At 49.0% G+C, this 26,263-nt stretch carries 22 protein-coding genes; 16 read left to right on the top strand and 6 right to left on the bottom strand.

Annotation, left to right across the window (positions count from 1 at the left end; all coding sequences use genetic code 11):
- The first annotated feature begins 14 nt into the window (after positions 1-14).
- The 8 genes from atpA (at position 15) to KNQ14_RS00635 (ending at position 8,978) form a co-directional block, all read left to right on the top strand.
- Entirely contained in the window at positions 15-1,523 is a 1,509-nt protein-coding gene (gene atpA, locus KNQ14_RS00600; protein ID WP_035395863.1) for a F0F1 ATP synthase subunit alpha, read from the top strand.
- Positions 1,524-1,565: 42 nt separating this feature from the next.
- Entirely contained in the window at positions 1,566-2,417 is an 852-nt protein-coding gene (gene atpG, locus KNQ14_RS00605) for an ATP synthase F1 subunit gamma (RefSeq protein ID WP_023469495.1), read from the top strand.
- A 36-nt stretch (positions 2,418-2,453) separates the two neighbouring features.
- Complete coding sequence (atpD, locus tag KNQ14_RS00610; RefSeq protein ID WP_023469494.1) at positions 2,454-3,872, top strand: F0F1 ATP synthase subunit beta; 1,419 nt, start codon at positions 2,454-2,456, stop codon at positions 3,870-3,872.
- 26 nt (positions 3,873-3,898) lie between these two features.
- Entirely contained in the window at positions 3,899-4,312 is a 414-nt protein-coding gene (locus KNQ14_RS00615) for a F0F1 ATP synthase subunit epsilon (protein WP_029342737.1), read from the top strand.
- Between the two features lie 318 nt (positions 4,313-4,630).
- Complete coding sequence (locus KNQ14_RS00620; protein WP_023469492.1) at positions 4,631-4,864, top strand: DUF1146 family protein; 234 nt, start codon at positions 4,631-4,633, stop codon at positions 4,862-4,864.
- 221 nt (positions 4,865-5,085) lie between these two features.
- Positions 5,086-6,390: a UDP-N-acetylglucosamine 1-carboxyvinyltransferase gene (gene murA / locus KNQ14_RS00625; RefSeq protein ID WP_023469491.1), complete on the top strand. Its 1,305-nt coding sequence runs from the start codon at positions 5,086-5,088 to the stop codon at positions 6,388-6,390.
- Positions 6,391-6,607: 217 nt separating this feature from the next.
- Complete coding sequence (gene mreB, locus KNQ14_RS00630; RefSeq protein ID WP_023469490.1) at positions 6,608-7,588, top strand: rod shape-determining protein MreB; 981 nt, start codon at positions 6,608-6,610, stop codon at positions 7,586-7,588.
- 193 nt (positions 7,589-7,781) lie between these two features.
- Entirely contained in the window at positions 7,782-8,978 is a 1,197-nt protein-coding gene (locus KNQ14_RS00635; RefSeq protein ID WP_058712959.1) for a multidrug efflux MFS transporter, read from the top strand.
- A 46-nt stretch (positions 8,979-9,024) separates the two neighbouring features.
- Here KNQ14_RS00635 and KNQ14_RS00640 read toward each other — a convergent pair whose 3' ends face one another.
- Complete coding sequence (locus KNQ14_RS00640; RefSeq protein WP_251138296.1) at positions 9,025-11,808, bottom strand: sensor domain-containing protein; 2,784 nt, start codon at positions 11,806-11,808, stop codon at positions 9,025-9,027.
- 311 nt (positions 11,809-12,119) lie between these two features.
- Between KNQ14_RS00640 and KNQ14_RS00645 the strand changes: the two genes are divergently transcribed.
- Entirely contained in the window at positions 12,120-12,914 is a 795-nt protein-coding gene (locus KNQ14_RS00645; RefSeq protein WP_035395871.1) for a flagellar hook-basal body protein, read from the top strand.
- A gap of 15 nt (positions 12,915-12,929) precedes the next feature.
- Entirely contained in the window at positions 12,930-13,712 is a 783-nt protein-coding gene (locus tag KNQ14_RS00650) for a flagellar hook-basal body protein (protein ID WP_035395874.1), read from the top strand.
- 50 nt (positions 13,713-13,762) lie between these two features.
- Here the strand turns inward: KNQ14_RS00650 and KNQ14_RS00655 are convergent, their stop codons facing one another.
- Positions 13,763-14,608 carry an NAD(P)-dependent oxidoreductase gene (locus tag KNQ14_RS00655; protein ID WP_214859213.1) on the bottom strand — a complete coding sequence of 282 codons (846 nt, stop codon included), beginning with the start codon at positions 14,606-14,608 and terminating at the stop codon, positions 13,763-13,765.
- A 100-nt stretch (positions 14,609-14,708) separates the two neighbouring features.
- Complete coding sequence (locus KNQ14_RS00660; RefSeq protein ID WP_214859215.1) at positions 14,709-17,249, bottom strand: ATP-binding protein; 2,541 nt, start codon at positions 17,247-17,249, stop codon at positions 14,709-14,711.
- Between the two features lie 248 nt (positions 17,250-17,497).
- Between KNQ14_RS00660 and KNQ14_RS00665 the strand changes: the two genes are divergently transcribed.
- Both KNQ14_RS00665 and KNQ14_RS00670 read left to right on the top strand, forming a co-directional pair.
- The gene (locus KNQ14_RS00665) at positions 17,498-18,655 is read left to right on the top strand and encodes an AI-2E family transporter (protein ID WP_035395884.1); all 1,158 of its coding nucleotides are present in this window, start codon (positions 17,498-17,500) and stop codon (positions 18,653-18,655) included.
- A 67-nt stretch (positions 18,656-18,722) separates the two neighbouring features.
- Positions 18,723-19,046 (top strand): winged helix-turn-helix transcriptional regulator, encoded by a 324-nt coding sequence (locus KNQ14_RS00670; protein WP_023469481.1) that lies wholly within the window; start codon positions 18,723-18,725, stop codon positions 19,044-19,046.
- A gap of 47 nt (positions 19,047-19,093) precedes the next feature.
- Here the strand turns inward: KNQ14_RS00670 and KNQ14_RS00675 are convergent, their stop codons facing one another.
- Together KNQ14_RS00675 and KNQ14_RS00680 are read right to left on the bottom strand one after the other, a co-directional pair.
- Positions 19,094-20,041 carry a class F sortase gene (locus tag KNQ14_RS00675; RefSeq protein ID WP_023469480.1) on the bottom strand — a complete coding sequence of 316 codons (948 nt, stop codon included), beginning with the start codon at positions 20,039-20,041 and terminating at the stop codon, positions 19,094-19,096.
- Between the two features lie 88 nt (positions 20,042-20,129).
- Positions 20,130-21,497, bottom strand: a complete 1,368-nt coding sequence (locus KNQ14_RS00680; RefSeq protein ID WP_023469479.1) for a hypothetical protein — start codon at positions 21,495-21,497, stop codon at positions 20,130-20,132.
- Between the two features lie 385 nt (positions 21,498-21,882).
- Here KNQ14_RS00680 and KNQ14_RS00685 point away from each other — a divergent pair, with 385 nt between their 5' ends.
- Genes KNQ14_RS00685 through KNQ14_RS00695 form a run of 3 tightly spaced genes read left to right on the top strand, consistent with a single transcriptional unit; the run spans position 21,883 to position 23,050 of the window.
- The gene (locus tag KNQ14_RS00685; protein ID WP_214860381.1) at positions 21,883-22,170 is read left to right on the top strand and encodes a DNA-directed RNA polymerase subunit beta; all 288 of its coding nucleotides are present in this window, start codon (positions 21,883-21,885) and stop codon (positions 22,168-22,170) included.
- Between the two features lie 27 nt (positions 22,171-22,197).
- On the top strand, positions 22,198-22,620 hold the full coding sequence (gene fabZ, locus KNQ14_RS00690; RefSeq protein WP_023469477.1) for a 3-hydroxyacyl-ACP dehydratase FabZ: 423 nt from the start codon (positions 22,198-22,200) through the stop codon (positions 22,618-22,620).
- Between the two features lie 7 nt (positions 22,621-22,627).
- A complete protein-coding gene (locus tag KNQ14_RS00695; protein ID WP_053454386.1) occupies positions 22,628-23,050 on the top strand; it encodes a hypothetical protein in 423 nt (140 codons plus the stop codon).
- A 45-nt stretch (positions 23,051-23,095) separates the two neighbouring features.
- Here KNQ14_RS00695 and KNQ14_RS00700 read toward each other — a convergent pair whose 3' ends face one another.
- Entirely contained in the window at positions 23,096-24,613 is a 1,518-nt protein-coding gene (locus KNQ14_RS00700; RefSeq protein ID WP_251138249.1) for a S8 family peptidase, read from the bottom strand.
- A gap of 139 nt (positions 24,614-24,752) precedes the next feature.
- Here KNQ14_RS00700 and KNQ14_RS00705 point away from each other — a divergent pair, with 139 nt between their 5' ends.
- On the top strand, positions 24,753-26,189 hold the full coding sequence (locus KNQ14_RS00705; RefSeq protein ID WP_214859218.1) for an SdrD B-like domain-containing protein: 1,437 nt from the start codon (positions 24,753-24,755) through the stop codon (positions 26,187-26,189).
- Positions 26,190-26,263: the final 74 nt, after the last annotated feature.

Below are 26,263 nucleotides of genomic sequence, written 5' to 3' on the forward strand. Positions count from 1 at the left end.
TAGGGGTGAAACGCATGAGCATTAGAGCTGAAGAAATCAGCGCCCTGCTTAAAGCGCGTATCGCGCAGTACGGTTCTACGATGGAAGTGAACGAGACAGGTACGGTCATCCAAATCGGTGATGGTATCGCTCGTGCACACGGACTCGACAACGTCATGTCGGGAGAGCTCGTAGAATTCGCTAACGGCACAATGGGCTTGGCGCAAAACTTAGAAGAAGGCAACGTCGGTATCATCATCCTCGGTGACTACCTTGAAATCAAAGAAGGCGACTCTGTTCGCCGTACGGGCCGCATCATGGAAGTACCAACAGGAGACGCACTCCTCGGACGTGTCGTCAACCCACTCGGTATGCCAATCGATGGTCTTGGTCCAATCGAAACAGAACACTACAACCCGATCGAGCGTAAGGCGTCTGGCGTCATGGCGCGTAAATCGGTACACGAACCACTTCAGACAGGAATCAAGGCGATCGATGCCCTCGTTCCAATCGGTCGTGGACAGCGTGAGTTGATCATCGGTGACCGTCAGACGGGTAAAACGTCGATCGCCATCGATACGATCATCAACCAAAAAGAAGAAAACATGATCTGTATCTATGTCGCAATCGGACAAAAAGAATCAACAGTCCGTGGCGTCGTCGAGACGCTCCGTAAAAACGGTGCCCTCGATTACACGATCGTCGTTTCGGCAGCGGCTTCACAGCCAGCTCCACTTCTTTACCTCGCACCATTCGCAGGTGTCGCGATGGGTGAACACTTCATGGACCAAGGCAAACACGTTCTTGTCATCTATGATGATCTTTCAAAACAAGCAGCTGCTTACCGTGAGCTTTCACTTCTCTTGAAACGCCCACCAGGCCGCGAAGCTTACCCAGGGGATGTCTTCTACCTCCACTCACGCCTTCTTGAGCGTGCGGCGAAGTTGAACGACGAGCTTGGCGCAGGTAGCTTGACTGCCCTTCCGTTCATCGAAACACAAGCGTCGGATATCTCAGCTTATATCCCGACGAACGTTATCTCGATCACGGATGGTCAAATCTTCCTTCAATCGGATCTCTTCTTCTCAGGTGTCCGTCCCGCGATCAACCCGGGTCTCTCGGTATCGCGTGTAGGTGGTTCGGCTCAAGTAAAAGCGATGAAGAAGGTAGCGGGTACGCTCCGTCTTGACCTCGCATCTTACCGTGAGCTTGAAGCATTCGCTCAGTTCGGATCTGACCTTGATAAAGCGACTCAATCGAAGCTTAACCGTGGTGAGCGGACAGTTGAAGTCTTGAAACAAGACTTGAACCAACCACTTACTGTCGATAAGCAAGTCATCATCATCTATGCCTTGACTCGTGGTCACCTTGATGATGTTGCTGTAACGGATATTCGTCGTTTTGAAAAGGAACTCAACCTCTGGCTCGATCAAAACCGCAAACAACTTTGCGATGAGATCCGTAAGACAGGTAACCTTCCAGCAGACGAAGAGCTCGTAGCAGCAATCTCAGAATTTAAGAAAACGTTCCAAGCGACGGTCTAATCCGGCGGAACGCTCTTGATACTAACAAGGTGGTGAATCGAAATGGCATCGTTGCGCGAGATACAAACGCGGATCAACTCGACGAAAAGTACGAAACAGATCACGAAAGCGATGAACATGGTTTCGGCGTCGAAACTGAACCGCGCTCAAGCACATAGCGCGAAGTTCCAACCTTACATGCTGAAAATGCAAGAGGTACTCGGAACCATTGCGAATGGCACGACAGGTGCGAGCCATCCGATGCTCGAGAAACGTCCCGTCAAAAAGACGGGCTACATCGTCATCACATCGGATCGCGGCTTAGCTGGTGCATATAACGCCAACGTGCTGCGTGAAGTCTACCGGGAAATCAAAGAAAAGCATACTGCGGACAGTTACGTTCTCTTCGTGGTCGGTAAAGTCGGTGTCCAGTTCTTCCGTTCACGCGGAATCACGGTCACGGATGCGATCACAGGCTTGAACGATTCTCCTTCGTATGTCGACGTCGCTGAGATCGTGAAGCGCACAGTGAGTGCGTTCACGATCGGCGAAATCGACGAGCTCAAGCTGTGCTACAACCACTTCTTATCTGTCATCAGCCAAGAAGTGAAAGTCGAAACTCTTCTCCCACTCGGAGAAATCGAAGCTTCGTCTTCGACGACTTATGAGTACGAGCCAAGCGAGGAACAAATCCTTGCTGAACTCCTCCCGCGTTATGCGGAGAGCTTGATCTTCGGTGCGCTTCTTGACGCGAAAGTAGCAGAACATGCGTCACGTATGACAGCAATGCAAAGTGCGACAGATAACGCAGATGACTTGATCGGTCGATTGACTCTCGTCTACAACCGAGCTCGACAAGCTGCGATCACGCAAGAAATCACAGAGATCGTCAGTGGGGCTGCTGCGCAGCAGTAATCCCGACTGGCGTAACGATAGGTAGGAGGAAACACGATGAACGAACTCGGTTTAAAAGGCCGCGTCGTCGCGGTCATGGGACCTGTCATCGACGTTAAGTTCGAAGGACACTTACCGAACATCTACAACGCGCTTCGTATTCAATATACGCCGCAAACTGTAGAAGAAGTGGCTATCGACTTGACGCTTGAGGTCGCCCTGCACCTTGGTGACGACGTCGTCCGTACCATTGCGATGGACTCTACGGATGGAGTACGCCGTGGAATGGAAGTACTCGATACGAATGCTCCAATCTCGGTACCCGTCGGAGAAGCGACACTTGGTCGCGTCTTCAACGTACTCGGTAACCCAATTGATGAAAAAGAAATCGCTGCTGACGTGGAACGTCTTCCGATCCACAAAAAAGCACCGACTTTCGATAACCTTTCAACGAAAGTTGAAATCCTCGAGACTGGAATTAAAGTCGTCGACTTGCTCGCTCCTTACATCAAGGGTGGTAAGATCGGTCTCTTCGGTGGTGCCGGTGTAGGTAAGACCGTCCTCATCCAGGAATTGATCAACAACATCGCTCAAGAGCACAGCGGTATCTCGGTATTCGCAGGTGTTGGTGAGCGGACGCGTGAAGGAAATGACTTGTTCCACGAGATGACGGATTCAGGCGTTATCAAACAAACAGCGATGGTCTTCGGTCAGATGAACGAACCACCGGGTGCACGTCTTCGTGTTGCCTTGACTGGTTTGACAATGGCAGAATACTTCCGTGATGAGCAAGGACAAGACGTTCTTCTCTTCGTTGATAACATCTTCCGTTACACACAAGCGGGTTCTGAGGTATCGGCCCTTCTCGGTCGTATGCCATCTGCCGTTGGTTACCAGCCAACACTCGCAACAGAGATGGGTATGCTCCAAGAGCGAATCACATCAACAAACAAAGGTTCGGTTACATCGATCCAAGCGGTTTATGTACCAGCCGATGACTATACTGACCCGGCTCCTGCGACGACGTTTGCTCACTTAGATGCAACGACGAACCTTGAGCGCCGTCTCTCTGAGATGGGGATCTATCCTGCCGTGGATCCACTTGCTTCAACATCACGCGCCCTTTCACCGGAAATCGTCGGCGAAGAGCACTACGGTGTTGCACGTCAAGTTCAGGAAACACTTCAGCGTTATAAAGAACTTCAAGATATCATCGCGATCCTCGGTATGGACGAGTTGTCAGAAGACGACAAATTGACTGTACACCGTGCGCGTCGTATCCAGTTCTTCTTGTCGCAGAACTTCCACGTAGCTGAGCAGTTCACAGGACAAAAAGGATCGTACGTCCCAGTTAAGGACACGATCCGCGGCTTCAAAGAAATCCTCGAAGGTAAACACGATGACTTAACGGAAGAAGCATTCCGTCTCGTCGGTCCGATCGAAGATGCGATTGAAAAAGCGAAGGCGCTTGTCTAAGTGACAAAGCATAAGGGGGACTTGAGATGAACACACTTCATGTCAATATCGTCACCCCGGATGGCGAAGTGTATGATGGCGATGTCCGTATGGTCGTTGCGAAGACGATTTCTGGTGAGATCGGGGTTCTCCCGCACCACGTCCCACTCGTGACACCACTCGACATCAGCATCTTGAAGTTGCGCCACGAAGATGGCGGACGCACGTTGATCGCTATCAGCGGTGGCTTTATGGAAGTGCGCCAGGATACTGTAACGGTTCTTGCGGAAACTGCGGAGCAAGCAGACAAGGTCGACTACGACCGTGCTGCAGCTGCGAAGGTTCGTGCAGAACGTCGTCTCCAGGACACGAAATTATCAGAACTCGAATTCAAGCGTGCTGAACTTTCACTGAAACGAGCAGTTAACCGTCTCAGCTTGAAAGATTACGGTCGCGATTGATGTCGATCAAAGACTCGATTCCTTCATGGAATCGGGTCTTTTTTTGTACGACGCATCAATGAATGAGTGCGAAGAAGCGTTTTCTGAGCGAGGCGCTTGGAATCAGGTTTAGGAAGCGAAAAATATGTAAAAGAACACTATATGCCTTGTTTTCACGATTTCTTCAACAGAAAGCTCATGATTTTCCTCATTTGCTCTTCAATAAATATATTTTATGCGATAAAATAAATGCAGCTTGTGTCATTTTGTTTGCGCAATCATTCATTTTATGAAATCATGGTAAAGTTGAAGAAATTATGAAGAAGAGGTGCGAGGATAGTGACGTCAATTGGTATTAGTGCTCTGATCAGCATGCTCATGTACGTGATCGCCATCTTGTTTGCTTGGTGGGTGATGTTACCAATCAAATGGGATAAATTCCTGCAACATCCTAGAGGTCCACAGGCGGTTTTACTACGTGTCCTGCTTGCTGTTGCTCTTGGTTCCAGTCTGGCGCGCTTTTTACTTGAATATGCTGGTTTTGCGCAACGTCTGAAATTCTTATTCAGCTGAACTTGTAACTTCATTGTAAACCTTGTATCGTGAAACTGGATTACCATGGAAAAGGACACTGTTCTTTAATGAAAGAACACAGTCAATTTATCAATCATCGAAACAGTCGCGTAGTAGTTTTAACTATTGGGAGTTTCTCTTCTATCGGTTCATCTCGAACCGCATACGCACTTATCACGCCATCATAAATAGAACAGAAACGAAGCAGAGGAGTATGGGGAATGGAAAAAATCGTTGTCCGAGGCGGACGTAAATTAGCTGGCACAGTCAAAGTAGAAGGTGCAAAAAATGCCGTATTAAAAACACTCGTTGCAACATTGCTTGCATCAGAAGGGAAATCCGTCCTTCAAAACGTACCACGTTTAGCAGACGTCTATACGATCAATAACGTGTTGCGCAACTTGAACGCGGAAGTCGAATTCGATGCGGAAGCCAACACGGTGACGGTCAATGCAGAGCCGAATCTTAAAGACGAGGCACCACTCGAGTACGTGCGTAAGATGCGAGCTTCGATTCTCGTCATGGGTCCATTACTTGCACGCCTCGGGCGCGCACGCGTTGCAATGCCAGGTGGCTGTGCAATCGGATCACGTCCGATCGATCTTCACTTGAAAGGATTCGAAGCGATGGGCGCGAAGACGATCATCGGAAACGGATTTGTTGAAGCGCATGTCGACGGTCGTCTCCAAGGTGCAAAAATCTACCTCGACTTCCCATCAGTCGGTGCGACAGAGAATATCATGATGGCTGCGACACTCGCAGAAGGAACGACAGTCATCGAGAACGTCGCAAAAGAACCAGAAATCGTTGACCTTGCGAACTTCTTGAACGCAATGGGCGCAAAAGTCCGCGGTGCAGGTACAGAAACGATCCGCATCGAAGGCGTCGAGAAATTACACGGTGCAACACACTATGTCATTCCTGACCGGATTGAAGCAGGTACGTTCATGATCGCAGCAGCGATCACAGAAGGTGACGTCGAAGTCATCGGTGCTGAGCGCGAACACCTTCGTCCACTCATCTCGAAGATGGAAGAGATGGGCGTTAAAATCACGGATACAGAAGAAGGACTCCGTGTCGTTGGTCCAGCAAAACTCGAAGCAGTTGATGTCAAGACGATGCCACACCCTGGTTTCCCGACAGACGTTCAAGCACAAATGATGGCACTCGTTCTTAAAGCGGGCGGCACATCCGTCATCACGGAAACGGTCTTCGAAAACCGTTTCATGCACGTCGAAGAATTCCGTCGCATGAATGCGGACATCAAGATTGAAGGTCGCTCGTCGATCATCAATGGCGGCGTACAGTTGCAAGGAGCAGAAGTTCTTTCAACGGATCTTCGCTCAGGTGCTGCACTCGTCACAGCAGGATTGATCGCTGAAGGCGAAACGCGTGTCGGTGCGCTTCACCACATCGATCGTGGATACGTCGACTTCCACCTCAAACTTCAAGCACTCGGTGCAGACGTCGAACGTGTGACAGAAGAAGCGGCAATCGTCGAAGAAACGGCAGCAACAAAGCTTTAATTCCAATTATCGAAGCATCATCTCATGTTTTTGAGATGATGCTTTTTTGCTGTATTTTCAAAAAGATGACAATGAAATGTGAAAAGCGAAAAAGAAAGTCGTTTCGTTATGAGGCGTATGCTAGAATTGAAAAGTATGTATACATAAATGGGTTAGACGTCCAAACGACGTTCTATATTTTGGAAGAATAGCCATCGGGTAAAGGAGAGCACACGAGATGTTTTCAAAAGATATCGGAATCGACTTAGGGACGGCGAACGTCGTCATTCATGTCAAAGGGAGAGGCATCGTCCTCGATGAGCCATCGGTCGTCGCGATCGATAAGGCAACAGGTAAGATTCATGCAGTAGGAACGGAAGCACACTTGATGGTAGGGCGGACACCGGGGAACATCGTCGCGATTCGTCCTTTACAAGACGGAGTCATCGCGGACTTCGAAATGACGGAAGCAATGCTTCGCCATTTCATCGATAAGATTGAAGTCCGTAAGATGTTCGGTGGCGTCCGGATGTTGATCTGTACACCAGCAAGCATCACGACGGTTGAAGCGAAGGCGATTCGTCAAGCCGGTGAAAAATCAGGCGCAAAGACGGTCTTCCTCGAAGTCGAGCCGAAGGTCGCAGCAGTCGGTGCTGGTATGGACATTTGGATGCCAGCAGGGCACATGGTCATTGATATCGGTGGGGGAACGACGGACGTCGCTGTACTATCGATGGGTGATATCGTATGCGGGGAGACGATCAAAGTCGCAGGAGATCGCTTCGACCACGACATCATCCGTTCAATCAAGGATACACATAAGCTCATCATCGGGGAACGGACGGCACAAGCGGTCAAGACGACAGTTGCTACTGTTTCAGAAGACGGACGGAGCGAACAGATGGATATTCGGGGACGCAATCTCGTGACAGGCTTACCGCACAACATCACGGTGACATCAGAAGAGATGCACGAAGCGCTCGCGGAAGCAGCGATGGAAATCGTCGAAGCAACGAAGCGTGTGCTCGAGAAGACGCCACCAGAGCTTGCAGCGGATATCATCGATCGCGGTATCATCCTGACGGGTGGGGGTGCACTCCTTGACGGCATCGATCAACTGCTTGCAAAAGAACTCGGACTACCGGTTCTGATCGCAGAAGATCCAATGCTATGTGTCGCACGCGGTACAGGCATCATGCTCGATAATCTAGGCAAGTGATGATAGGAAGGAAGTGTTCTCATCGGAGAATGCTTCTTTTTTTGTAGCATTCATTTTGCGAATTAATGAAGAGTAGAGGACAACTGGAAGAAATACTTGAACGATTCAAACGCTAGACATTTCACATTGTGAAGTGTATATTAGAAGTTGTTGTATTGAAACGAATTGTAAAATAAAAGGAAGTGATGCCACAATGCCATTGTGGAAAAGAAATTTAGTCGTCGTTTGGTTCGGTAGTTTTTTGACCGCTGCAGCCCTCAGTCTCGTTTTACCGTTTTTGCCCTTATTCATTGAAGAACTTGGTGTCGACAGCCGACAAGATATTACGACCTGGTCCGGCATCGCTTTTGGTGCAACGTTCCTCGTCGCTGCGATCGTCTCACCGATTTGGGGACGTCTCGCCGATCGAAAAGGTCGGAAGCTGATGTTGCTTCGTGCAAGTCTTGGTATGTCGATCGTCATGTTCTTGATTAGTTTCGTTCAAGACGTTTATCAACTCGTATTCTTACGTCTTGTCATGGGAGCCGTATCCGGATTCATTTCAGCCGGTATTACACTCGTTGCTTCCCAAACCCCAAAAGAGAAAAGTGGCTGGGCGCTCGGCACCCTGTCGACCGGTGGGATTGCCGGTGGATTGCTAGGACCTCTCATTGGAGGATTCCTCGCCGACGTTGTTGGGCTTCGACCCGTTTTTCTCTTTACGAGCGTTCCGCTCTTCATTACCTTCCTCGTGACCTACTTCTTAGTTAAAGAAGAATTCGTCCCAATGGAAGTCAAAAAAATGGCGTCCGCGAAAGAAGTTATCCAGTCGCTTCGTCATCCGGAACTCATTTTAAGTCTCTTTTTGACGACGTTCCTGATTCAGTTCGCGGCACAATCGATTAGTCCAATTCTGTCGCTCTACGTCCGGGAACTCAGTCCGGGTACAGAACGTCTCGCGTTACTATCCGGGATCGTCGCTTCGGCACCTGGGATCGCGGCATTGATTGCGGCACAGCGTCTCGGTCGTCTCTCAGATAAGATTGGAGCAGAGCGTGTCTTGTTCTTTGCGCTACTTATTTTTGCGGCGTTCTTGATTCCGCAAGCGTTCGTCACGGATACGAGCCAACTGATCGTCTTACGGATGGGAATTGGTTTTGCGACAGCAGCACTAATGCCGTCCGTCCAAACGTTGCTTCGGAAGAATACGCCAGCCAATGCGTCAGGCCGGATCTTTGGATATAACCAGTCCGCGCAGTTCATGGGGAACTTCCTCGGACCACTCGCGGGTGGACAGATTGCCGGGCACTTCGGCTTTGAAGCATTATTCCTCTTCACTGGACTGATCGTCATCACGAATGCCGTGTTAGAGCGGACACAAACAGCAGTGCTCAGTAAAAATAACGGATAAGGTAAAACACGTCGACTCTAACGAAGGAGTCGACGTGTTTTTTGTCTTAAGAAGGCGGTTCGAGAACGTCTTCCAAAAAGGAAGGTTGAGAATGTTTCAGTTGCTCCTGGACGAGAGAAGAGAGCGCACGCACCTTGAAATCCGCTGCATAATGGAATAGACCGTTATCGAGTTCCGTGATGGATACAGGAACGAGAAAAATCTCGGGATGAATCAATGAGGCAAGTGTCACGTTTAGTTCGATGTTTTGATGAATCGGCAGACGAATCGAAGAGTAGAAGAACAGCGTCTTATTCGTACATCGGTTGATCAGGATATCAGAGGATCCGACTTGGATGGCTCGACCGTTTAGCCGGGTAATCGTGATTTGAGCGAATAACGATAAGATCGCTTCGACTGGAGCGGCTGTACCGGTGTGTTGAGGATATAACATCCCTTTCGTCAGTAATTTTTCAAAAGTGCTCTCTGACACAGGTTTGCTAAACAAATAACCTTGAATCAGGTCGCACTGTAACTCGCGATAAAAGTCGAGCTGCGGAATCGTTTCGATGCCTTCTGCGACGACTGTCAATTGAAACTCCTTTGCCATGAAGAGAATGCTTTTGACGACGGAACGACTTTTTGGATCGTGCTCGATCAGTTGCGCGAGAGAACGATCGATCTTCAGGCAATTGATCGGATAGCGCTGGACGTGAGAGATCGATGAATAGGCGGTACCGAAGTCATCTAAGGAGATATGGACACCGAGTGCAGAAATTCGTTCTAGAATCTCATGGATTTTATCGCTTTCAAGTAAGATGTCGGACTCGAGTAATTCAATCTCAAGGAGATGACCCGGTACTCGGTATCGCTTGAGATATTGTTCGATGACTTGTCCGAAATCTCCGTAAAACAGACGCTTCGGGGAGACGTTGATGGAAATCGGAACGATGTTCGAATGGCGTTGTTCACGAAGCTTACTGAGAAAACGACATGTCTGATCGAGTACCCAATCCCCAATGTGGAGATACATCTCACTTTCTTCCGACAAGGAGAGAAAATCCTTTGGCGTCAAGCGTCCCCACTCCGGATGATTCCAGCGAATCAATGCTTCGGCTCCTTGGATATTTCCGTTCCAGCCATCGACTTTCGGCTGGTATTCGAGGACGAGCTGCTCGTTTTGAATGGCGTATCGTAAATCCCGTTCGAGTTCATAACGGCGATACATATCAATATCGAGCGTCGTCGAGTAAAACTGATAATTGCTCTTCGTTCGTGATTTCGCACGCCGGAGTGCTGTATACGTTTGTTTCAATAATTCGTCTGCTGATAGTTTATCGTTGACGACGTATGTGATACCGATATAGACGTTCGTGAACAATTCATAAGACAAGACATCAAAACGTTTTTCAGACAGCTTCAGTAGCTGATGGCTTAGTTTCACGATAGCTGTCTCATCAATCGGTTTCTTAATGATGAAGAGATACTTATCACCGAACAGATGACCGACGAAATGATCTTGATCTGCAAAGCGACGCACTTCAGTACTCGTCTGGCGAATCCATTCATCTCCGACATCATGTCCGAAACGTTCATGTATGACATTGTATTGCTTAAAGGTGACAGCAAGCAACGTAAACGATGTTCGTGTCTTCAATAAACTCGTGATTTCCTCGAGTAAAAAGGCGCGGTTCGGTAACTGAGTTAGCGAGTCATGCATGGAGAGATGCCAAATCGTATGCTGTTGCTCTTTTAAAATCGTAATGTCAGACGAGACCCCATAATGACCCGAGACATCGCCCTTATTATCAAGAATTGGAATACAGGTTTCCTCGATCCAAAAGACATTGTCGAGGAGTTGGAGGCGATAGACGTGTCGGATGACCTTACCGTTACGAATCTCAGGATACGAGAGTTCTAAATGTGGTAAATCCTCGGGGTGAATCAGTGTCCGCCATAACTGGGGTTCCTTTTCAATCCGGTTCAGGATGTGCTGATAGGGAGCTAAAAAACCGGCTGATTGAAACGTGACGGTTTGCGGATGATAGATATGTTCGTAAATGGACGTATCCAGTGAGCCGAAGACATCCTTTAAGGACTGAATGGCATGATCGCGTTCGCGTTCAAGACTCGTCAGCTCCGTCGCATCATGCAGGATGAAGTTGACGCAGCGGGGAGAAGAGTTTTGCTGAAGTAAGGCATCACAACGAACGACTTTCGTATAGTGACGTCGTTTGCTCATTCGAAGGGACATCGAGAATTCAGCAATCAGCTCGTCACACAAGGCAGTACTCTGTTGTAAGAATAGATCGCGGTCTTCCGGGTGGATTTCGTCGAGCAGTTCGTATGCATCCATTTGTGCGACATGACGCTGTGACCATTCTAGCAATTGACTAAGTGCGGCATCGGCAGTCAGTTGTTTCGTCGAAGGAATATATTCAAGAAAGGTGACGCCGTCAAGCGTCGTCGTCAACTGTTCCTTTGCAAGTAGACGATTATAAGCGGTACGTAATTCTTTTTGTTGGGAGACGTCACGCGCAATGCCGTAAAGTCCAATGATGACGTGTTGATTGTAGAGGGGAATGTTCGTGACGTTGACAGTCAGGATTTGACCATCTTTTCGTTGAATGTCCGTTGTGAAATGAATCGTTTCGCCTTCGTGAACACGATGTTTTAGTGGTGCAATACGTTCAGCTTCTGATTTGATGAGCAGCTCGCTGAAATGCATACCACGGATCGCGTCGGTAGGATAACCGAGTAAAAGAGGTAGCTTATTATTAAATGCGATGAAATTTCCTTTCAAATCCATCGTATAAACTGCATCCGGGTGATTTTCAAGGAAGTGGGTCATGTCTGTCAACAGTGTGAAATCTAAAGAAGGAGTGGTCGATTGGTTCGTACGTCTTTTAAAGAAAGACACCGTCATCACCTCGTTTCAACTGGTCGATATGAACTACTTCTAATTATAACCAATTGGAATAATTATGAATATGAAACGAATTCAAAAGAAGGAGAATGATTTTTTGATAGGAATAGTAGTACTTTAGATGCAACTCAGAATTTTATTCCCTTTTTTTGAAAAAAACTCATAATCTGAAGCAAACGGACCGATATACTAAAAGATAGAATTGAACATGAAGTCAATGAGGAGATGAAATATAGATGTTACGCGGAATGTATACGGCATCCGGTGCGATGCAGGCATTGCAACGCCAACAAGAGATGTTGAGTAATAACTTAGCGAATGCACGGACGCCCGGCTTCCGTGCCGATCAAGCATCCCTGCGCACGTTTCCAGAGATGATGATCCATCAAGCGGCGACGAATGAACGGACGGGAATTCGACCTGCTGGAAACGTCGGTACACTCGCGACAGGTGTGTTCATGCAGGCAGCGACACCGAACTTCGCACCCGGATCCATCACGGAGACAGGAAATGCGACGGATTTACAGATCAGTTCGGCGGAAGGCGTACCGATGTTTACGATCCTACATGGTAATGGAGGCGGAACAGCACCTGAAGGAGAAGTGTTGTATACAACGAACGGACAGTTTGCGGTCGATGGAGACGGTATCTTGCGGACGACGGACGGCGATCAGGTACTCGATGAGAACGGAAATATCATGAACGTCGGCAATGACGATTTCAAAGTCTCACCTGAAGGTATCGTGACGCGTGGGAACGGAGAACAAGTCGGACGACTTGGACTCGTGACGACGAATAATACGGAACAACTTGAACGAGTCGAAAACGGACTCTACCGGGCACCTGAAGCGCTGGCGCAAGGCAACGTCAAGGTCGATCAAGGGGTACTTGAACTAGGGAACGTCGCAATCGAACAAACGATGGCAGAGATGAACGCTGGTCTGCGTCAGTTTGAAGCGAATCAAAAAGTCATTCAAGCGTATGATCGGACAGCGGAAAAGGCAGTTTCTGAAATCGGTCGCGTCCGATAATGAAAGGGGAACACCATGCAATCACTCTATACGTCAGCTAGTACAATGGCGCAATTACAAAAACAACTCGATACGACCGGGCATAACTTAGCGAATGTCGATACGAACGGATATAAACGTCGTGACGCCCAGTTTAAAGAGCTGTTGACGCGTAACATCCAGAATCAACCGGCTACGTTGCAAACGGGACCTTTATCGACACCGGCCGGCTTACGAATCGGTGTCGGCGGTTATGTCGCCAATGAAGCGACGCGCTTTTCGATGGGAACGTTCAAACGGACGGACCGGGCACTCGATGCCGCCTTATCGGATCCGCATCATTTCTTTGCGGTCATCGATCGGGATGGGATGACGAAGTTCACGCGAGACGGAAACTTCCAACTATCTCCGCAAGCCGATGGGCGTATTCAATTGACGGATGACGCGGGACGGTCTGTCGTCAACGGTCAAAATGAACCAATTCTCTTACCTGCGGATGCGACGGGTGTCGAATTGAACAAGGACGGCAACGTCACGGGAATCGTCAATGGAGAGCGCCGTGTCCTCGCACGGATTGGTGTCGGGTATATCGACAATCCGAACCAGTTGACGGAAGACGGTTCTGGTTTATTCACGACACCGGAACAATATCAGGCGGTCGGTGGCAACCCATTGACGGTCGGCACACTCGAGTCGTCGAACGTCGATATGGCAACCGAGATGACGAATTTGACACAGATTCAACGGGCGTATCAATTCAATTCAAAAGCACTGATGACGACCGATCAGATGATGGGAATCGTCACGTCACTGAAATAACATGAAAAAGCAGATCGCCTCAGATTTGAGTGCGGATCTGCTTTTTATATTCAGTCTTGTAGCGCTTGATAAATAGCGGCCATATCGGCATTCCCATGGTCAAGCTTTGCCTTCGCATAACTACGATCCGCTGCTTGAGCGAGCGGCAACTCGAGCTGCTGACGTTTTGCTTCAGTTATGATCAGCCCGAGATCCTTCGCCATCAAGCGAAGCGGGAAGGCAGACGGGAAATCGTTGTTCCGGTACATGTCCCGTTTACCGGTGAAGAGCGGCGTGTTCATGCCCGATGCACTGATCATCTGGATCAGCTTCTCTTTCTCAAGACCCGCACCTTCTCCGAGCAACAACGTCTCCGCGACTCCTTGTCCGACGACGGCGAGTAAGAGATTGATGGCAAGTTTTGCCGCACTTCCTGAGCCATGTGGACCGAAATGGATCGTTTCCTTTCCGAGTAGATCAAGATACGGCTTACAAGCCGTGACGACGTCTGCGTCACCGCCAGCAAGCAAGACGAGCTGCCCGTTTTCTGCGACGGGGACGGACCCCGAAACAGGAACTTCAAGATACGTCCCACCATTCTCTTCGACAAGCCGAGCCATCTTCCTTGTCTCTTCCGGTGAGATTGTACTCAAGTTGACGATCGTCTTACCTGTGAGGTCGTCTGTTACACTCTCGAGAACGGACGCGACAGCTGGTCCGTCCGCGAGCATGACGAAGATGATGTCGCTTTGACGTACTGCTTCCTGTGCTTCTTTGACAGCTTTTGCTCCTCGAGCAGTCAACGGCGCTGTTTTTTCAAACGTCCGGTTGTAGACGATCACGTCATGCCCACCGTCAAGCAGACGTTTTGCCATCGGTATACCCATATGTCCTAAACCAATCCATCCCAGTTGCATGTTGATTCCTCCTTATCCTAATGCGCTTTTGACTATACCCCGCACGTCGTCGAATCTAACGACAAAAAAGACCGTCCACATGATGTGAACGGTCAGGTGATTAATCTTCATACGTGAGGATGGTCGAGATGACAGCAATCGGGAAACGGATCGTAAAGGTTGATCCAACACCGACGACGGATTCGACATCAATCGTTCCGCTGTGGTGTTTAACGATTTCCTTACAGATCGATAGACCAAGACCGGTTCCACCGATTTTCCGTGTCTCGGAGTTATCGACACGGTAGAACTTATCGAACAACTTCGGAAGCGCGTCTTGTGGAATCCCGATGCCTTCATCCTGGATGCGGATTTGGGCGAAACCGAGTTCGTTCGAAATCCGTATCAAGACCGTCCCGCCGCTTGGTGAATATTTGACGGCATTGCTGAGCAGGTTGTTGAGCAACTGCTTCATCTTTTCTGCGTCGCCGTCGATCATGATCGGTCCACGTGCCTCAAAATCAATCGTGTGTGTCTCATGCGAGACATCATAGAACTCGATTAAATCCTGGGCGAGTTCGACGACATCAAACGTCGTCATCTCGTAACGGTGTTCACTCGATTCCATCCGTTGAACATCGAGGAAGTCATTGACGAGCGTCGTCAGGCGACCCGTCTCGGAGTGGATCGTCTGGAGATATTTCCGTTGCCGTTCTTCCTCGAACCGTTTATTAAGCATCAGCTCGGTGAAGCCATAGATCGAAGAGAGTGGGGTCCGTAATTCATGCGAGACGGTCGAGACGAATTCTTCCTTCATCCGCTCGGCTTCCGTTTCCTTTGTGACGTCACGGAGAACAAGCATCGTACCGACCCACATGCCGTCGACTTCAATCTTCTCGGCATAAATCTGGATGTACGTACTCTGTTTTCGAATCGAGACGATCAAGCTATCTTTTGGTAAATTCAGCTCAACGATCTGTTCGATGTAACGCTCAAATGGTGCTGGTTCATCGATGATGTCAGCGAGTGCTTGCATCGCTTGCTGGAAGGCAGAGCGCTCTTTGTCTTTGAACTCTGTTGGGACTTCCGGGAACAACGTCATCAGCGGTTCGTTGACGAGCAATTCGTCCGTCTCATGTTCGATGTAGACGACTGCTTCCCGGATCGAGTTCAACAGTTGCGTCGTCTTATTCTTCTCACGAATCATTTCTTCATAGATCCCCATCCGGAGAAGGGAGAGCGACAATTGATGCGAGAACGACAGGATGTCATCCATCTGCTCCGCTGTAAAGGCGTCACGATAACGAACGAGATAGATACAGGCAATCATGTGCTCTTTTGACGGATCAAGAACAGGGACTGCGACCTCATACATATAGTATGGGTATGGAAGCGGACTCTCATGCGCGACCTGTTTCGATGAATGAACTGGACGCTTCAGGAGGCGTGCGCGGTGCAAGAGTGATTGATCATCGGAGACAAGACGACCGACCATCTCTTCCGTCATCCCATAATCGATCGTCGAGCGGACTTCTTGTTGATCGAGGAACAACAGGGCACCGATCTCAGAATGCGTGATCGAGACGAGCTTCTCGATGATTTCTGGATACGCCGTCAGTGTCTCACGGGACGCAAGCGTCTCGGTCAATTCATTGCGGTACTTGAGATGTTGTTCGCTCCGAAGCGTGATATCGAGTGCTTCCTCAAGCTCTTCCTGTTGCGCTTGCAGTTCTTCTTGCTGGGCGACGAGTTCTTCCTGTTGTGCTTGGAGTTCTTCGTTCTTCGCCAGCATATGGACCTTGTTATCAGCAATCGAAGCCGCCATCTGATTGAATGATGTCGTCAACGTATGCAGTTCGTCCTTACGTTTTGGCAATGGAATCGCTTGGATGTCTTCACCTGTTGCAAGCATCGCGCTGTCACGAGACAAGGCATTGACTTGTTTTGTAATGCGGCTGATGAATGGACGCACGAGTGATAGGAGCACTAGTATCAGCACGACAAGATTCGAGAGCCAGATGAACTGCGCAACGCGCATCTCGCCTAGAAGATCGTTCTTTGCATCCACTTCCTTCCCTTGGATTAAAGTCAGGTAATCACCAAGCAACGTATCAATCCGTGTCATATCGATATCAGCATCTGACAGACTGACTGATCCACGTAACGTCCCATTCGCTGTGAATAAGTCTTTTCCGTTCGACAGGGCAGCAAGTGTATTCGGATCAACAAAATCTTCGTTGATTTTCCCGTCTTTTTTTCCTTCGACGTATTCGTTGAGGAGCGGCAGTGCTGTTCCGAAATAATCGTCATACATTTGACGTGTCGCGGTTGCGTACTCTTTTCCTTGCTCGTACACAGCGTACTTCTCGAACCATGTCGTTAAACGATTGATTTCCTGTTGATTCGTCTTGACGGTATCCAGTGTTTCCTGTGAGCCGGTCAACAAATAGGATTTGACGTTACTTTGCGCGACGGTCCACTCGCTTGCGAGTGCGTTGGCATTCGTTCGTCGTTCACGTAAGTCATCGAATGTCGCATTCGCCTGATCGATTTTTTGTTCCGTGTAGAAATAAACGATCGCAGACGTGATGCTGAGTGCGACGAACACCATATAGAAGGCGAACATCAATTGGCGACCGATGGTATGGTTGATCCATTTCACTGGGGTATCCTCCGTATTCTATTTTACATGTATGAAAAAGATTGCTTAAGTTCGAATATATTCATCTTACGCACATTCAACTTGTACGGCAAATTTGAATCTGCAAATCTTATTAAAACAAATATATCATATGTTGGTTAAAATGGAGGAACCGATATATTTTCTGAGAATAAGGATTAAGAAGCGTTGTTTTAAGGAAAACAATAGGGGATATGGAACTTCATACTTTAAATTAGGGAAGTGGTTAGATGCAAAAAATGTTCGAAAACAAATGGTACCGATTCGCCTGGTGGATCATGACGTTACTCATCATCGTCTGGATTGGCGATCATGTCACGTTCCTATTCCGACCGGTCGCGATTTTGCTACAGATGGTCGTACCACCGCTTGCGATCGCCGGGATTCTCTATTATGTCCTGCTGCCGATCGTCGAGTTGCTCGAGAAGAAGATGAAGCGACGGCCTGCTGTCTTGATCGTCCTCGTCGGTCTAATTGGAATCTTGACGACGCTCGGCTTCATCTTCGGTCCGATGCTATCAGAACAGATCACACAGTTCGTCAACTCGATTCCGACACTTGCGACGCAGTTTCAGCGTCAATTGATCGATGTCCGAGAGCAACTTGAAAACAGTTCGGTGTTCTCACGCTTTCTCTCAGGACCAGATAACTTGTTCAATAAGTTTTCTAGCAACATCTCGGAATACGCTTCGACGTTCCTCAAGAACATCGGGACGGGCGTTGGTGGATTCGTCAGTGTCGTGACGACGACGGTCGTGACGATCGTCATCATCCCGATCATGTTGATCTATATGTTGCTTGATGGCGATAAGCTGAAAGGCAATCTCGTCAAGCTGATGCCGTACGAGTACCATAAGGAAACGAAAAAAATTCTCGGGGACGTCCACTTGACGATCATGAGTTACATCCGAGGTCAGGTCATCGTCAGTATCGGGGTCGGGATCATCGCCTACATCGGATACTTAATCATCGGGATTGATTATGCGTTGCTGCTTGCCTTGTTTGCGACACTGACGAACATCATTCCATTTCTTGGTCCGGTCCTCGGTGTCATTCCGGCATTGATCGTCGGGTTCATTCAGGATCCGATTCTTGCGATTTATGCAATCATCGTCATGACGGTCGCGCAACAGATTGATTCGCACATCATGTCACCGCTCGTCCAAGGGAAAACGCTCGATGTCCATCCATTGACGATCATCATCGTCCTGCTGGTTGCGGGGAATATCGCTGGATTCTTCGGGGTCTTACTCGGTGTTCCGTTCTACGCCGTCATGAAGGTCGTCATCCTGAACATCCGTCGTCTCTATCATCTTCGGTCGCAAAAGAAGATGGTCATTACGGAAGAAGAGAAGACGTTCGATACGATTGTCACGGAGCGCGATTGAGTTTTGAAATTCACGTAAAAGTGCGTCATACTGAAGACGTAGTTAAGAAAAAGGGGGCAGGGATCAGATGGATTCACGTCATACCGAAGAACAAGCCGATTTACTGGCATTGCAGAAGTTTCAACACAACTTCGAGAACAGCCTCAAGTCGAGTATCATTTATCTCTTGCGTGATGGGGCGTTGACGATCGGGGAACTCGAGCAACGGATTGATCAGTCACACGGTCAAATCCTCGAACAGCTGCAGGAGCTGATCGAAGATGGTCTCGTCGTCCAGCAGATGTCAGAAAAAGTGCACGGGCTGGCCTATTATTTAACGGCACCGGCAGAAGATCTCGTCCGTCAGTTCAAGGAATCGATTCGCTGGAGCAAACAGCATATTCGTTATTGATGGACGTCAAAAGCCAGAGTCGCTAGACTCTGGCTTTTTTGTGGATCTTAACGACGTACGGCACTGAAAGCTTCTTCCGATTCAATGCCTGCTTTGTTGACGGCTGTAATGATGAAACGACCCGTCGCATCTTCTGGAAGTGGGAAGGCTTTCCGTTCGATGACATCTGTTGTACCGAGTTTTTTGCGTTTACCGTCTTTTTCTTGATAGATGTTGTATTTGACGACATCTTTATCCGTAGAAGCATACCAGTTGACGAATCCACCACTGACGCGGACGTTCGTGGCTGGTTTCGGTGGTGTTTTGACGGGATCAGATGCTTTCTCATCGAGTTCTGTGAAAACGACGAGTCGATCATCATACGTTCCGGCATTTTGGTCAAACGTTCCGATACACGTAATCAAGTTAAGATTCCGTTTCTCAGAAGCACCAAAGATTTTTTGAAGCGGGGCATCCAAGTGATCGTATTGAACAAGCTTTTTGACGCGGAAGACGAGCGTCCGTCCCGAAGCATCCTTAATCTTGATTTGATCATTCTTCTTTAAGTCTCGTAGTTGATAGAAGACGGCAGGACCTGTTTTCGTATCGGTGTGTCCATCGATGACAGCATTCCCGACATCGCCTGGACGTGGACCAAACTTATACCAGCCGACTTGTTGTTCATTCTTTGGTGTCGCCATGGCGCCATTCTTATCAAGACCGACTTGCTCGACCTTTGTTTTGACGTCAAGCGTTGGAATCGAGAGAGTCTTTGGTAATTCGACTTCATTCGTCGAAAGATCCTTGAACTCTTTTTTGAAGATGTCCGATGGTTTTAACGGATCTTCTGCTGGCGCCTCCTTCTTATTCTCGGAAGAAGTCACCGTCTTGGGTGACGCCGTTCCTTGGGTGATGTTGGATGCTGCTTGTTCCGGCGTGCTAAAGAGCAGGAACAAGAGCGTTCCGACGGAAGCAACCATCAAAACGATGCTTGTCGGCAGTAACCATTTTCGCATGACGTGTAACTCCTTTCCGAGAGAAGGGTCTCTCTATGTAAAAACAGGATAGCAGATTGCTATCCTGTTTTTGATTATACCCAATTTCTTAGGCGTTTTGACGTTTGCGTGCGAGGACAAGACCAACTGCTCCGAGTGCGAGACCGAATACTGCGATTGCACCTGTTGTTGCAGCTGTGTTGTTGTCGCTCATACCACCGTTACCAGTGTTCGGCATTGAGCCTGGTGTACCATCCATGAATTTCTCTGGCGATTGTTTGACGATCGCTTCACCGAGGTTTTCACCTACGCCGTACATGTAAGCGTAAGACTCACGGAATGTGTCGACAGAACCTTTGTAGTCGCCTTCAACATACTGCATGAACGTATCTTGGACGTAAGTCTCGTGACCTGATACGGCTTCTTGTGCTGCTTTTGTTGGAAGGTTTTCTTCTGTTGCCGCACCGAGGAATGCACCGAAATCGTTCGAGAACATTTTGAGCATGTCTTGTGCGTCACCCATTAATTTTTTATCGTCATTGATTGCTGCTGTGACAAGGTTTGCTTGTGCTTCGATGTGGTTTTTCGTCCAAACTTGTTCGAACTGATCCGCACCGGCTTGACCGTAGATTGATTTGATCGCTGCTTTGAAGTCTGCAGTGTGCATATCTTCAGCCCAGTTTGCTGCATCGTAATCCTTCGCTTTATCAACACCAGCTGTCATGCTGAGGTTTGCAAGTGCAACGTGTTCAGCTGCAAGGCTGTTAAGTGTTGAACGAAGATCTGCTGCTTTTGAGTCAGCTTTCGTGTTATCGAATTTCTCAGGCATTTGTGTTGTGATAGCGACTGAGAGTGCTTTAGAGATATCGTACATGCGGCTGTATCCTTCACGGAACGTGTTGTACGATCCTTCGTAGTCACCAGCTGCATATTGTTGGAATGTCTTGTAGACATCTGCTTCGTGCGCACGGAGGACTTCTTCAGCTGCTGCTTTCGGGAGTTTACCTTCCGTTGCTGTATCGAGGAAGCTTGAGAGATCTTGTACGAACTCTTCTGTTTCTTTCTTCGAAGCGTTGATGCCGTCTTGGTCATCTGCTTTTACAGCTTTGACGAGGTCTGTTGTGTATTTATTGTGATCAACGAAGATTTTCTCGAATTGTTTTGCGCCTTCATCGCCGTAAACTGAAGCGATGGCTGGTGTCATATCGAGTGCATTTTGTTTAAGTGCTGCTTCGTAATATTCTGCGTCTTTTGAACCGTCATATTGTTTTTTCATGTCCATGACAGCGAGGACGAAGTGCTCTGAAAGTAACTGATCGAGTGTTGCACGAAGGTCAGCAGCTTTTGTTTTGACCGTGACGTTCTTTGGTGCCTCTTGTTTCATGTCATCTGCGCCACCAGAAGCGAATGCTGCTGTTCCTGGAAGTACGAGTGCTGCTGCCATTGCTGATGCTGCGAATTTTTTAGTGTGTTTCATGTTGAATCCATCCTCTCGATTGTAAAGTAGTGGAGCGCTTGCTTTGGTTTTTAATATGAAAACGTTTGGAAGCGTTGATCTAAACTTGAATAGAGGGATGAAACCGGGCCCGTGTCATCCTGTGCTTGTAAGTGTTGCTTGTGAATCTGTAAGGCTTACGCGGATGGATGGCATTTGGATTTAAAAAAATGTGAGATTTACGGAAATAATGTGTTGCGAATTTTTTACTTCCTTATATAACAAAAGAAAACTTTTTTTAAATGTTTACCGATCGCTCGTGTTACACTAGCTAGGAACCAGGAGAAAACAAAGTCATTCCTGATATTGTTACCTGGTACTAATGTGCTATACTACGCTTAGACTGAATCAATGAAAGGTGATCAAAATGGTACAAGACCAAGCAGGTACGGAACAGCCAACGCGTGAACGTTCAAAGCGACATCAACAAGGCAAGGACGCCGGAACATCTGAAAAGAAAACACCACGTCTTCGGAAATACACGACGCGACGTGTCCCAATTCTCGTCCGGTTGTTGATCGTTCTCGTTCTCGTCATCGTCGCACTGGTCGTCGGTGCAATGATAGGGTATGCAACGTTTGGTGGTGGCGAGGCAATGGATGTGTTAAAGCTCGACACATGGACCCGCATCACCGATTTTTGGATGAAATCTTAATTTGTCAGTGATGGGAGCTGTTTAATAATGTATACAATCGAACAAATCAAGGAAGTCATTCCGCATCGCTATCCCTTTTTGCTCGTCGATCGGATTTTAGAGGTCGAAGAAGGCAAACGCGCGGTCGGAGTGAAAAACGTGTCTGCGAACGAAGAATTCTTCAACGGACACTTTCCTGACTATAACGTCATGCCCGGCGTTCTCATCGTCGAGGCGCTCGCGCAAGTCGGTGCCTTCGCTGTCCTCAAGATGGAAGCGAATCAAGGAAAGCTTGCTTTCTTTGCCGGCATCGAGAACTGCCGCTTTAAACGTCAAGTCGTGCCAGGCGATCAATTGCGCCTCGAAGTGGAATTGACGAAGTTACGTGGACCTATCGGAAAAGGTCGTGCCACAGCGACGGTAGACGGGGAAGTCGCCTGCACTGCCGAATTGACATTCGCAATTAAGTGATGACCAGATGAAACGCTGGTTGCTTCCTCTCGCGATTTCCTTATTGATCATCCCTGGCTGTCAGCGTGCTGAAAAGGTCGAGACCGCTTCCCCATCGGTCATCGTCGACCCGATCAAACGGGCTGGTCAGACAGAGAACATCTCCGCCCAGATTTCCTTGACGAGTAAGGACCGGATGCGTTTGACGATCAAGACGACGAATGACATTCGTCTTGACGATCAACAAGTCGACATTCGCTTAGAGGTCTCGAATCAATCGATTCCGTTCCCATTCGTGTCGTTTTCCGCTAAAAAAATGGGTGAGATTCGCACGTACACTTCAGATACAACCGTTGAAGATGAAGTTTTCAACGAAAATCGCCTGCCTGTCCTTGTCATTGACGCCGGAGCAGGACGCGGGATTGAGATTCCGCTCGAAATCATCCGATGAACGATAAAGCGCCGACTCCTGTCACAGGAATCGGCGCTTTATCGTTTATTTGACGAGCGAGACGGCACGGTTTACGTCGAGGCGACCGTAGCCGTATGAGGTGTCGTAGCCTTTTGTTCCGAGATCTCGGGCAGACGATTTTAAAAGCTTCTCTGTCGCACTCGGTGACAAGCTCGGCTTCAAGCTCATCAAAAGACTCGCGACTGCTGCGACGTGAGGGGCTGCCATCGAAGTCCCACTCGAATAGGCGAGTTCACCGTCACCGATATAACTTGGGATCTCAACCCCTGGGGCGACGAGATCGAGTCCTTTTCCGCGATTCGAGAACGAAGCGCGGACATCTTTTCGGTCCGTCGCGCCGACAGATAGAACATGCGCATAGCGTGCAGGATAGCTGATCGTCTTCGCACCGTCATTACCGGAAGCAGCGACGACGAGCACCTTCTTCTGATCGGCATACGCGATCGCATCCTCGATAGCGCGTGATTTTTCATCCATTTCTAGACTGAGGTTAATGACGCGGGCGCCTTTTTTGATCGCATGGAGAATACCACGTGCGACGTCCGACGTGGAGCCTTGCCCGTTTGCATCAAGGACACGAATCGGAATTAAGGAAGCCGCTGGATTGATCCCTTGAATGCCATACAGATTATCGGCATTCGCAGCAATGATCCCGGCGACATGGGAACCGTGACCGTCTGGATCGGTGACGGAAGTCTTTCCGCGAATGAAGTCGTACCCGAGATCGGTCCGGACGCGTCCTGCGAAATCGGCATAGGTCGAGTTGATCCCGGTATCAACGACGGCGACAAGTGTCGGCTGTAACGTTTTTCCGGCGAGTCGTTTTAAGGCAGCGGCATACTGGATGTCAGCTCCGACTTTTCCTTTTCGTTGTCCTGTGTTCTGGAGCGACCATTGGTACGGGCGATACATATCCTTTGCCGTCCGGACGGTCTGTGTATGCTCGACGTAGTCAACAGCAGCTGATCGTTCTAAGTAACGTTTTGCCTGCGCTGCGGCAGCATTCGTCTTGAACGTCCATTCTTCGAGGGACAGGCCCGGAAGCGACGATCGTGTCGCCTGGAGCGACGTCGAGACGGATTGTTTCAGACTGCCGTGCTTCATCTTGACGAGGAGACTCGCGGTCTTTGACGTCGTCGCACTTGGTTTCATCGGCAAGAGCGGCTGGAGTTTACGAAGATTGAAAGGAATCTGGTAGCGGGTACCGGGTTTTCCTTCAAAAACGACATACTGTGTACCGGACCAGCTGAGCGGGAAGATCAACGCTTCGTCTTGCAATTGGCGATATCGGCTGTAAGTGGTCCCTTTACTGAAATTCGTCTTTGAGGTATAGACGGAACCTTTTGAGCGATCTAAATCGAATTCAAGATGCGTCGCTCGTTCGATATAAAGGGCGGACGGTAAGGTGAAGACAGCGCGTCCGGAAGCATCGTATGTACCGCGTAACGTCTGACTCGTCACCGGAAGTGGTGTCGTAGCAGCCGAGACGGCGGACGGGGTCAGGAGACTGACACCAAGGAGGAGTGGAAGGATACGTTTCATGAAAAATCACGACCTTTACGGAAAATGGTGGAAAGTTGAAAAAAAGGACAGTTCAAACAAAATTATCTGGTTTAATTTTACGTTGTTGTTTAAAATTTAGATATGTTTTTCTTATAGAAACGGAGCTGAATGAGACACCATGAAAAAAATCATCATCTTTTTGTTACTCCTGATGTGGGGTGGGACGGGCATCGCTCCGGTCCAAGCCGAATCGAAATGGGACGTGACAGCAAGCGGGACAGGGCCGTATACGTTGACCTTCACGGGAGAAGGCATCGTCGATGTGACGAGTGAGACGGCGCTTGCGTTCTCAGACGGTTTGACGGGAAGCGGCATTGATATCACTGCACATCCGACGGTGACGTTCACGTCAGAGACGGCACCACGGATCGTCGTCACGGAACCAACGACACAGCAATCGATCCTCCTTGAGTTTCCGAAAGTCGACGCGGAGGAGCCGGTAACGGACAATCCTGCGACACCGGAAGAACCGGTCACGGAACCGGAGGTTAAACCAGACGTCAAACCGGATACACAACCGGTCACACCGAATCAACCAAAACCGACGACGCCGACAAAGGAAAAGCCAGTCACAGAAACAAAACCATCTCCGGCGACGAACGTCAAGGCGACGAAGGGGCAAATTACGGGAACGGTCTGGTATGACGCAAACGAAGACGGGATTCGCCAAGAGACAGAAGCCCTTCTTGATGACGTCAGTGTCTTCTTAATCACGCCACGTGGCGACGTCACGGACATGGCGATCACGGAACAAGGGAACTACATATTCGAACAGGTGACGCCAGGGACGTATCAAGTCAAGGTCGATGGCTATGACATCGGCTTGTATACGTTCACGAAGCCGCATCAGGATTCAGATGTCAACACGTTCGGAACAACGAACGTAACGATCCAAGCAGGGGACGTCCGAATCATCGATGCCGGTATGACAGAAGGGGACGAGATGATGGAACCGTCGCACTTCCTGACACTGACGAACTTCGTCGATGCGAATGGGGACCAACAGCCGCAGGAAAAAGAAGAGACCGTCCCGATGACGTACACGTTACTGGATACGGTCACGGGTGAAACGGCATGGACGATTGAAGACGAAGGGAATGATCATACTTTTGCAGGCGGAGACAGCTTCCCCGTCGGCACGTACATCTTAAAAGTCAAAGCGCCTGCCGGTTATACAGTCAAAGCGATGCATCACCTCGATTACATTGCGTTTGAAGAGGACATGAGTGAGGCGAAGGATGCTCAGGCGCACCTCTTGAAACACTTGAAGCGTCAATCGGTCGACGCCGTCCTTGATCTAACACGCGATGGTGGCGGAACAATGGTTGCCGTCGAACTGGCGCCACCTGTTCAACCGGTCAAGGAAACACCGACGAAAGTCGTTAGTCCGGTCAAATCGACAGCACCGGTCGCAGCAAAAGCGGACACTACGTCGACTCCAAGCGTTACAGCGGAGCGTCTACCGCAAGCAGGGGAAGACAAGCCGTTTCCGTTCGCGATCGTCGGTGGCATGAGTGCCGTCGTCGGAGTATGGTTACTTGTTCGAAAACGATAAGGCTTAAACGGAACGTCTCCTGAGTGAGGCGTTCTTTTTTTATGGAGGGATGTGTGTTGATTGACACACACGCA

The organism is Exiguobacterium sp. s161, from assembly GCF_018619045.1.
GTDB lineage: Bacteria > Bacillota > Bacilli > Exiguobacteriales > Exiguobacteriaceae > Exiguobacterium_A > Exiguobacterium_A indicum.

Bases quoted from the DNA above. Each gene is read 5' to 3' on its own strand.
- KNQ14_RS00650 (WP_035395874.1), top strand. From the start codon at position 12,930: ATGCAATCACTCTATACGTCAGCTAGTACAATGGCGCAATTACAAAAA.
- KNQ14_RS00635 (WP_058712959.1), top strand. From the start codon at position 7,782: ATGCCATTGTGGAAAAGAAATTTAGTCGTCGTTTGGTTCGGTAGTTTT.
- KNQ14_RS00685 (WP_214860381.1), top strand. From the start codon at position 21,883: ATGGTACAAGACCAAGCAGGTACGGAACAGCCAACGCGTGAACGTTCA.
- KNQ14_RS00615 (WP_029342737.1), top strand. From the start codon at position 3,899: ATGAACACACTTCATGTCAATATCGTCACCCCGGATGGCGAAGTGTAT.
- atpD (WP_023469494.1), top strand. From the start codon at position 2,454: ATGAACGAACTCGGTTTAAAAGGCCGCGTCGTCGCGGTCATGGGACCT.
- KNQ14_RS00645 (WP_035395871.1), top strand. From the start codon at position 12,120: ATGTTACGCGGAATGTATACGGCATCCGGTGCGATGCAGGCATTGCAA.
- atpG (WP_023469495.1), top strand. From the start codon at position 1,566: ATGGCATCGTTGCGCGAGATACAAACGCGGATCAACTCGACGAAAAGT.
- atpA (WP_035395863.1), top strand. From the start codon at position 15: ATGAGCATTAGAGCTGAAGAAATCAGCGCCCTGCTTAAAGCGCGTATC.
- KNQ14_RS00640 (WP_251138296.1), bottom strand. From the start codon at position 11,808: ATGACCCACTTCCTTGAAAATCACCCGGATGCAGTTTATACGATGGAT.
- KNQ14_RS00695 (WP_053454386.1), top strand. From the start codon at position 22,628: ATGAAACGCTGGTTGCTTCCTCTCGCGATTTCCTTATTGATCATCCCT.
- fabZ (WP_023469477.1), top strand. From the start codon at position 22,198: ATGTATACAATCGAACAAATCAAGGAAGTCATTCCGCATCGCTATCCC.
- mreB (WP_023469490.1), top strand. From the start codon at position 6,608: ATGTTTTCAAAAGATATCGGAATCGACTTAGGGACGGCGAACGTCGTC.
- KNQ14_RS00665 (WP_035395884.1), top strand. From the start codon at position 17,498: ATGCAAAAAATGTTCGAAAACAAATGGTACCGATTCGCCTGGTGGATC.
- KNQ14_RS00675 (WP_023469480.1), bottom strand. From the start codon at position 20,041: ATGCGAAAATGGTTACTGCCGACAAGCATCGTTTTGATGGTTGCTTCC.
- KNQ14_RS00680 (WP_023469479.1), bottom strand. From the start codon at position 21,497: ATGAAACACACTAAAAAATTCGCAGCATCAGCAATGGCAGCAGCACTC.
- KNQ14_RS00700 (WP_251138249.1), bottom strand. From the start codon at position 24,613: ATGAAACGTATCCTTCCACTCCTCCTTGGTGTCAGTCTCCTGACCCCG.
- KNQ14_RS00655 (WP_214859213.1), bottom strand. From the start codon at position 14,608: ATGCAACTGGGATGGATTGGTTTAGGACATATGGGTATACCGATGGCA.
- KNQ14_RS00670 (WP_023469481.1), top strand. From the start codon at position 18,723: ATGGATTCACGTCATACCGAAGAACAAGCCGATTTACTGGCATTGCAG.
- KNQ14_RS00705 (WP_214859218.1), top strand. From the start codon at position 24,753: ATGAAAAAAATCATCATCTTTTTGTTACTCCTGATGTGGGGTGGGACG.
- murA (WP_023469491.1), top strand. From the start codon at position 5,086: ATGGAAAAAATCGTTGTCCGAGGCGGACGTAAATTAGCTGGCACAGTC.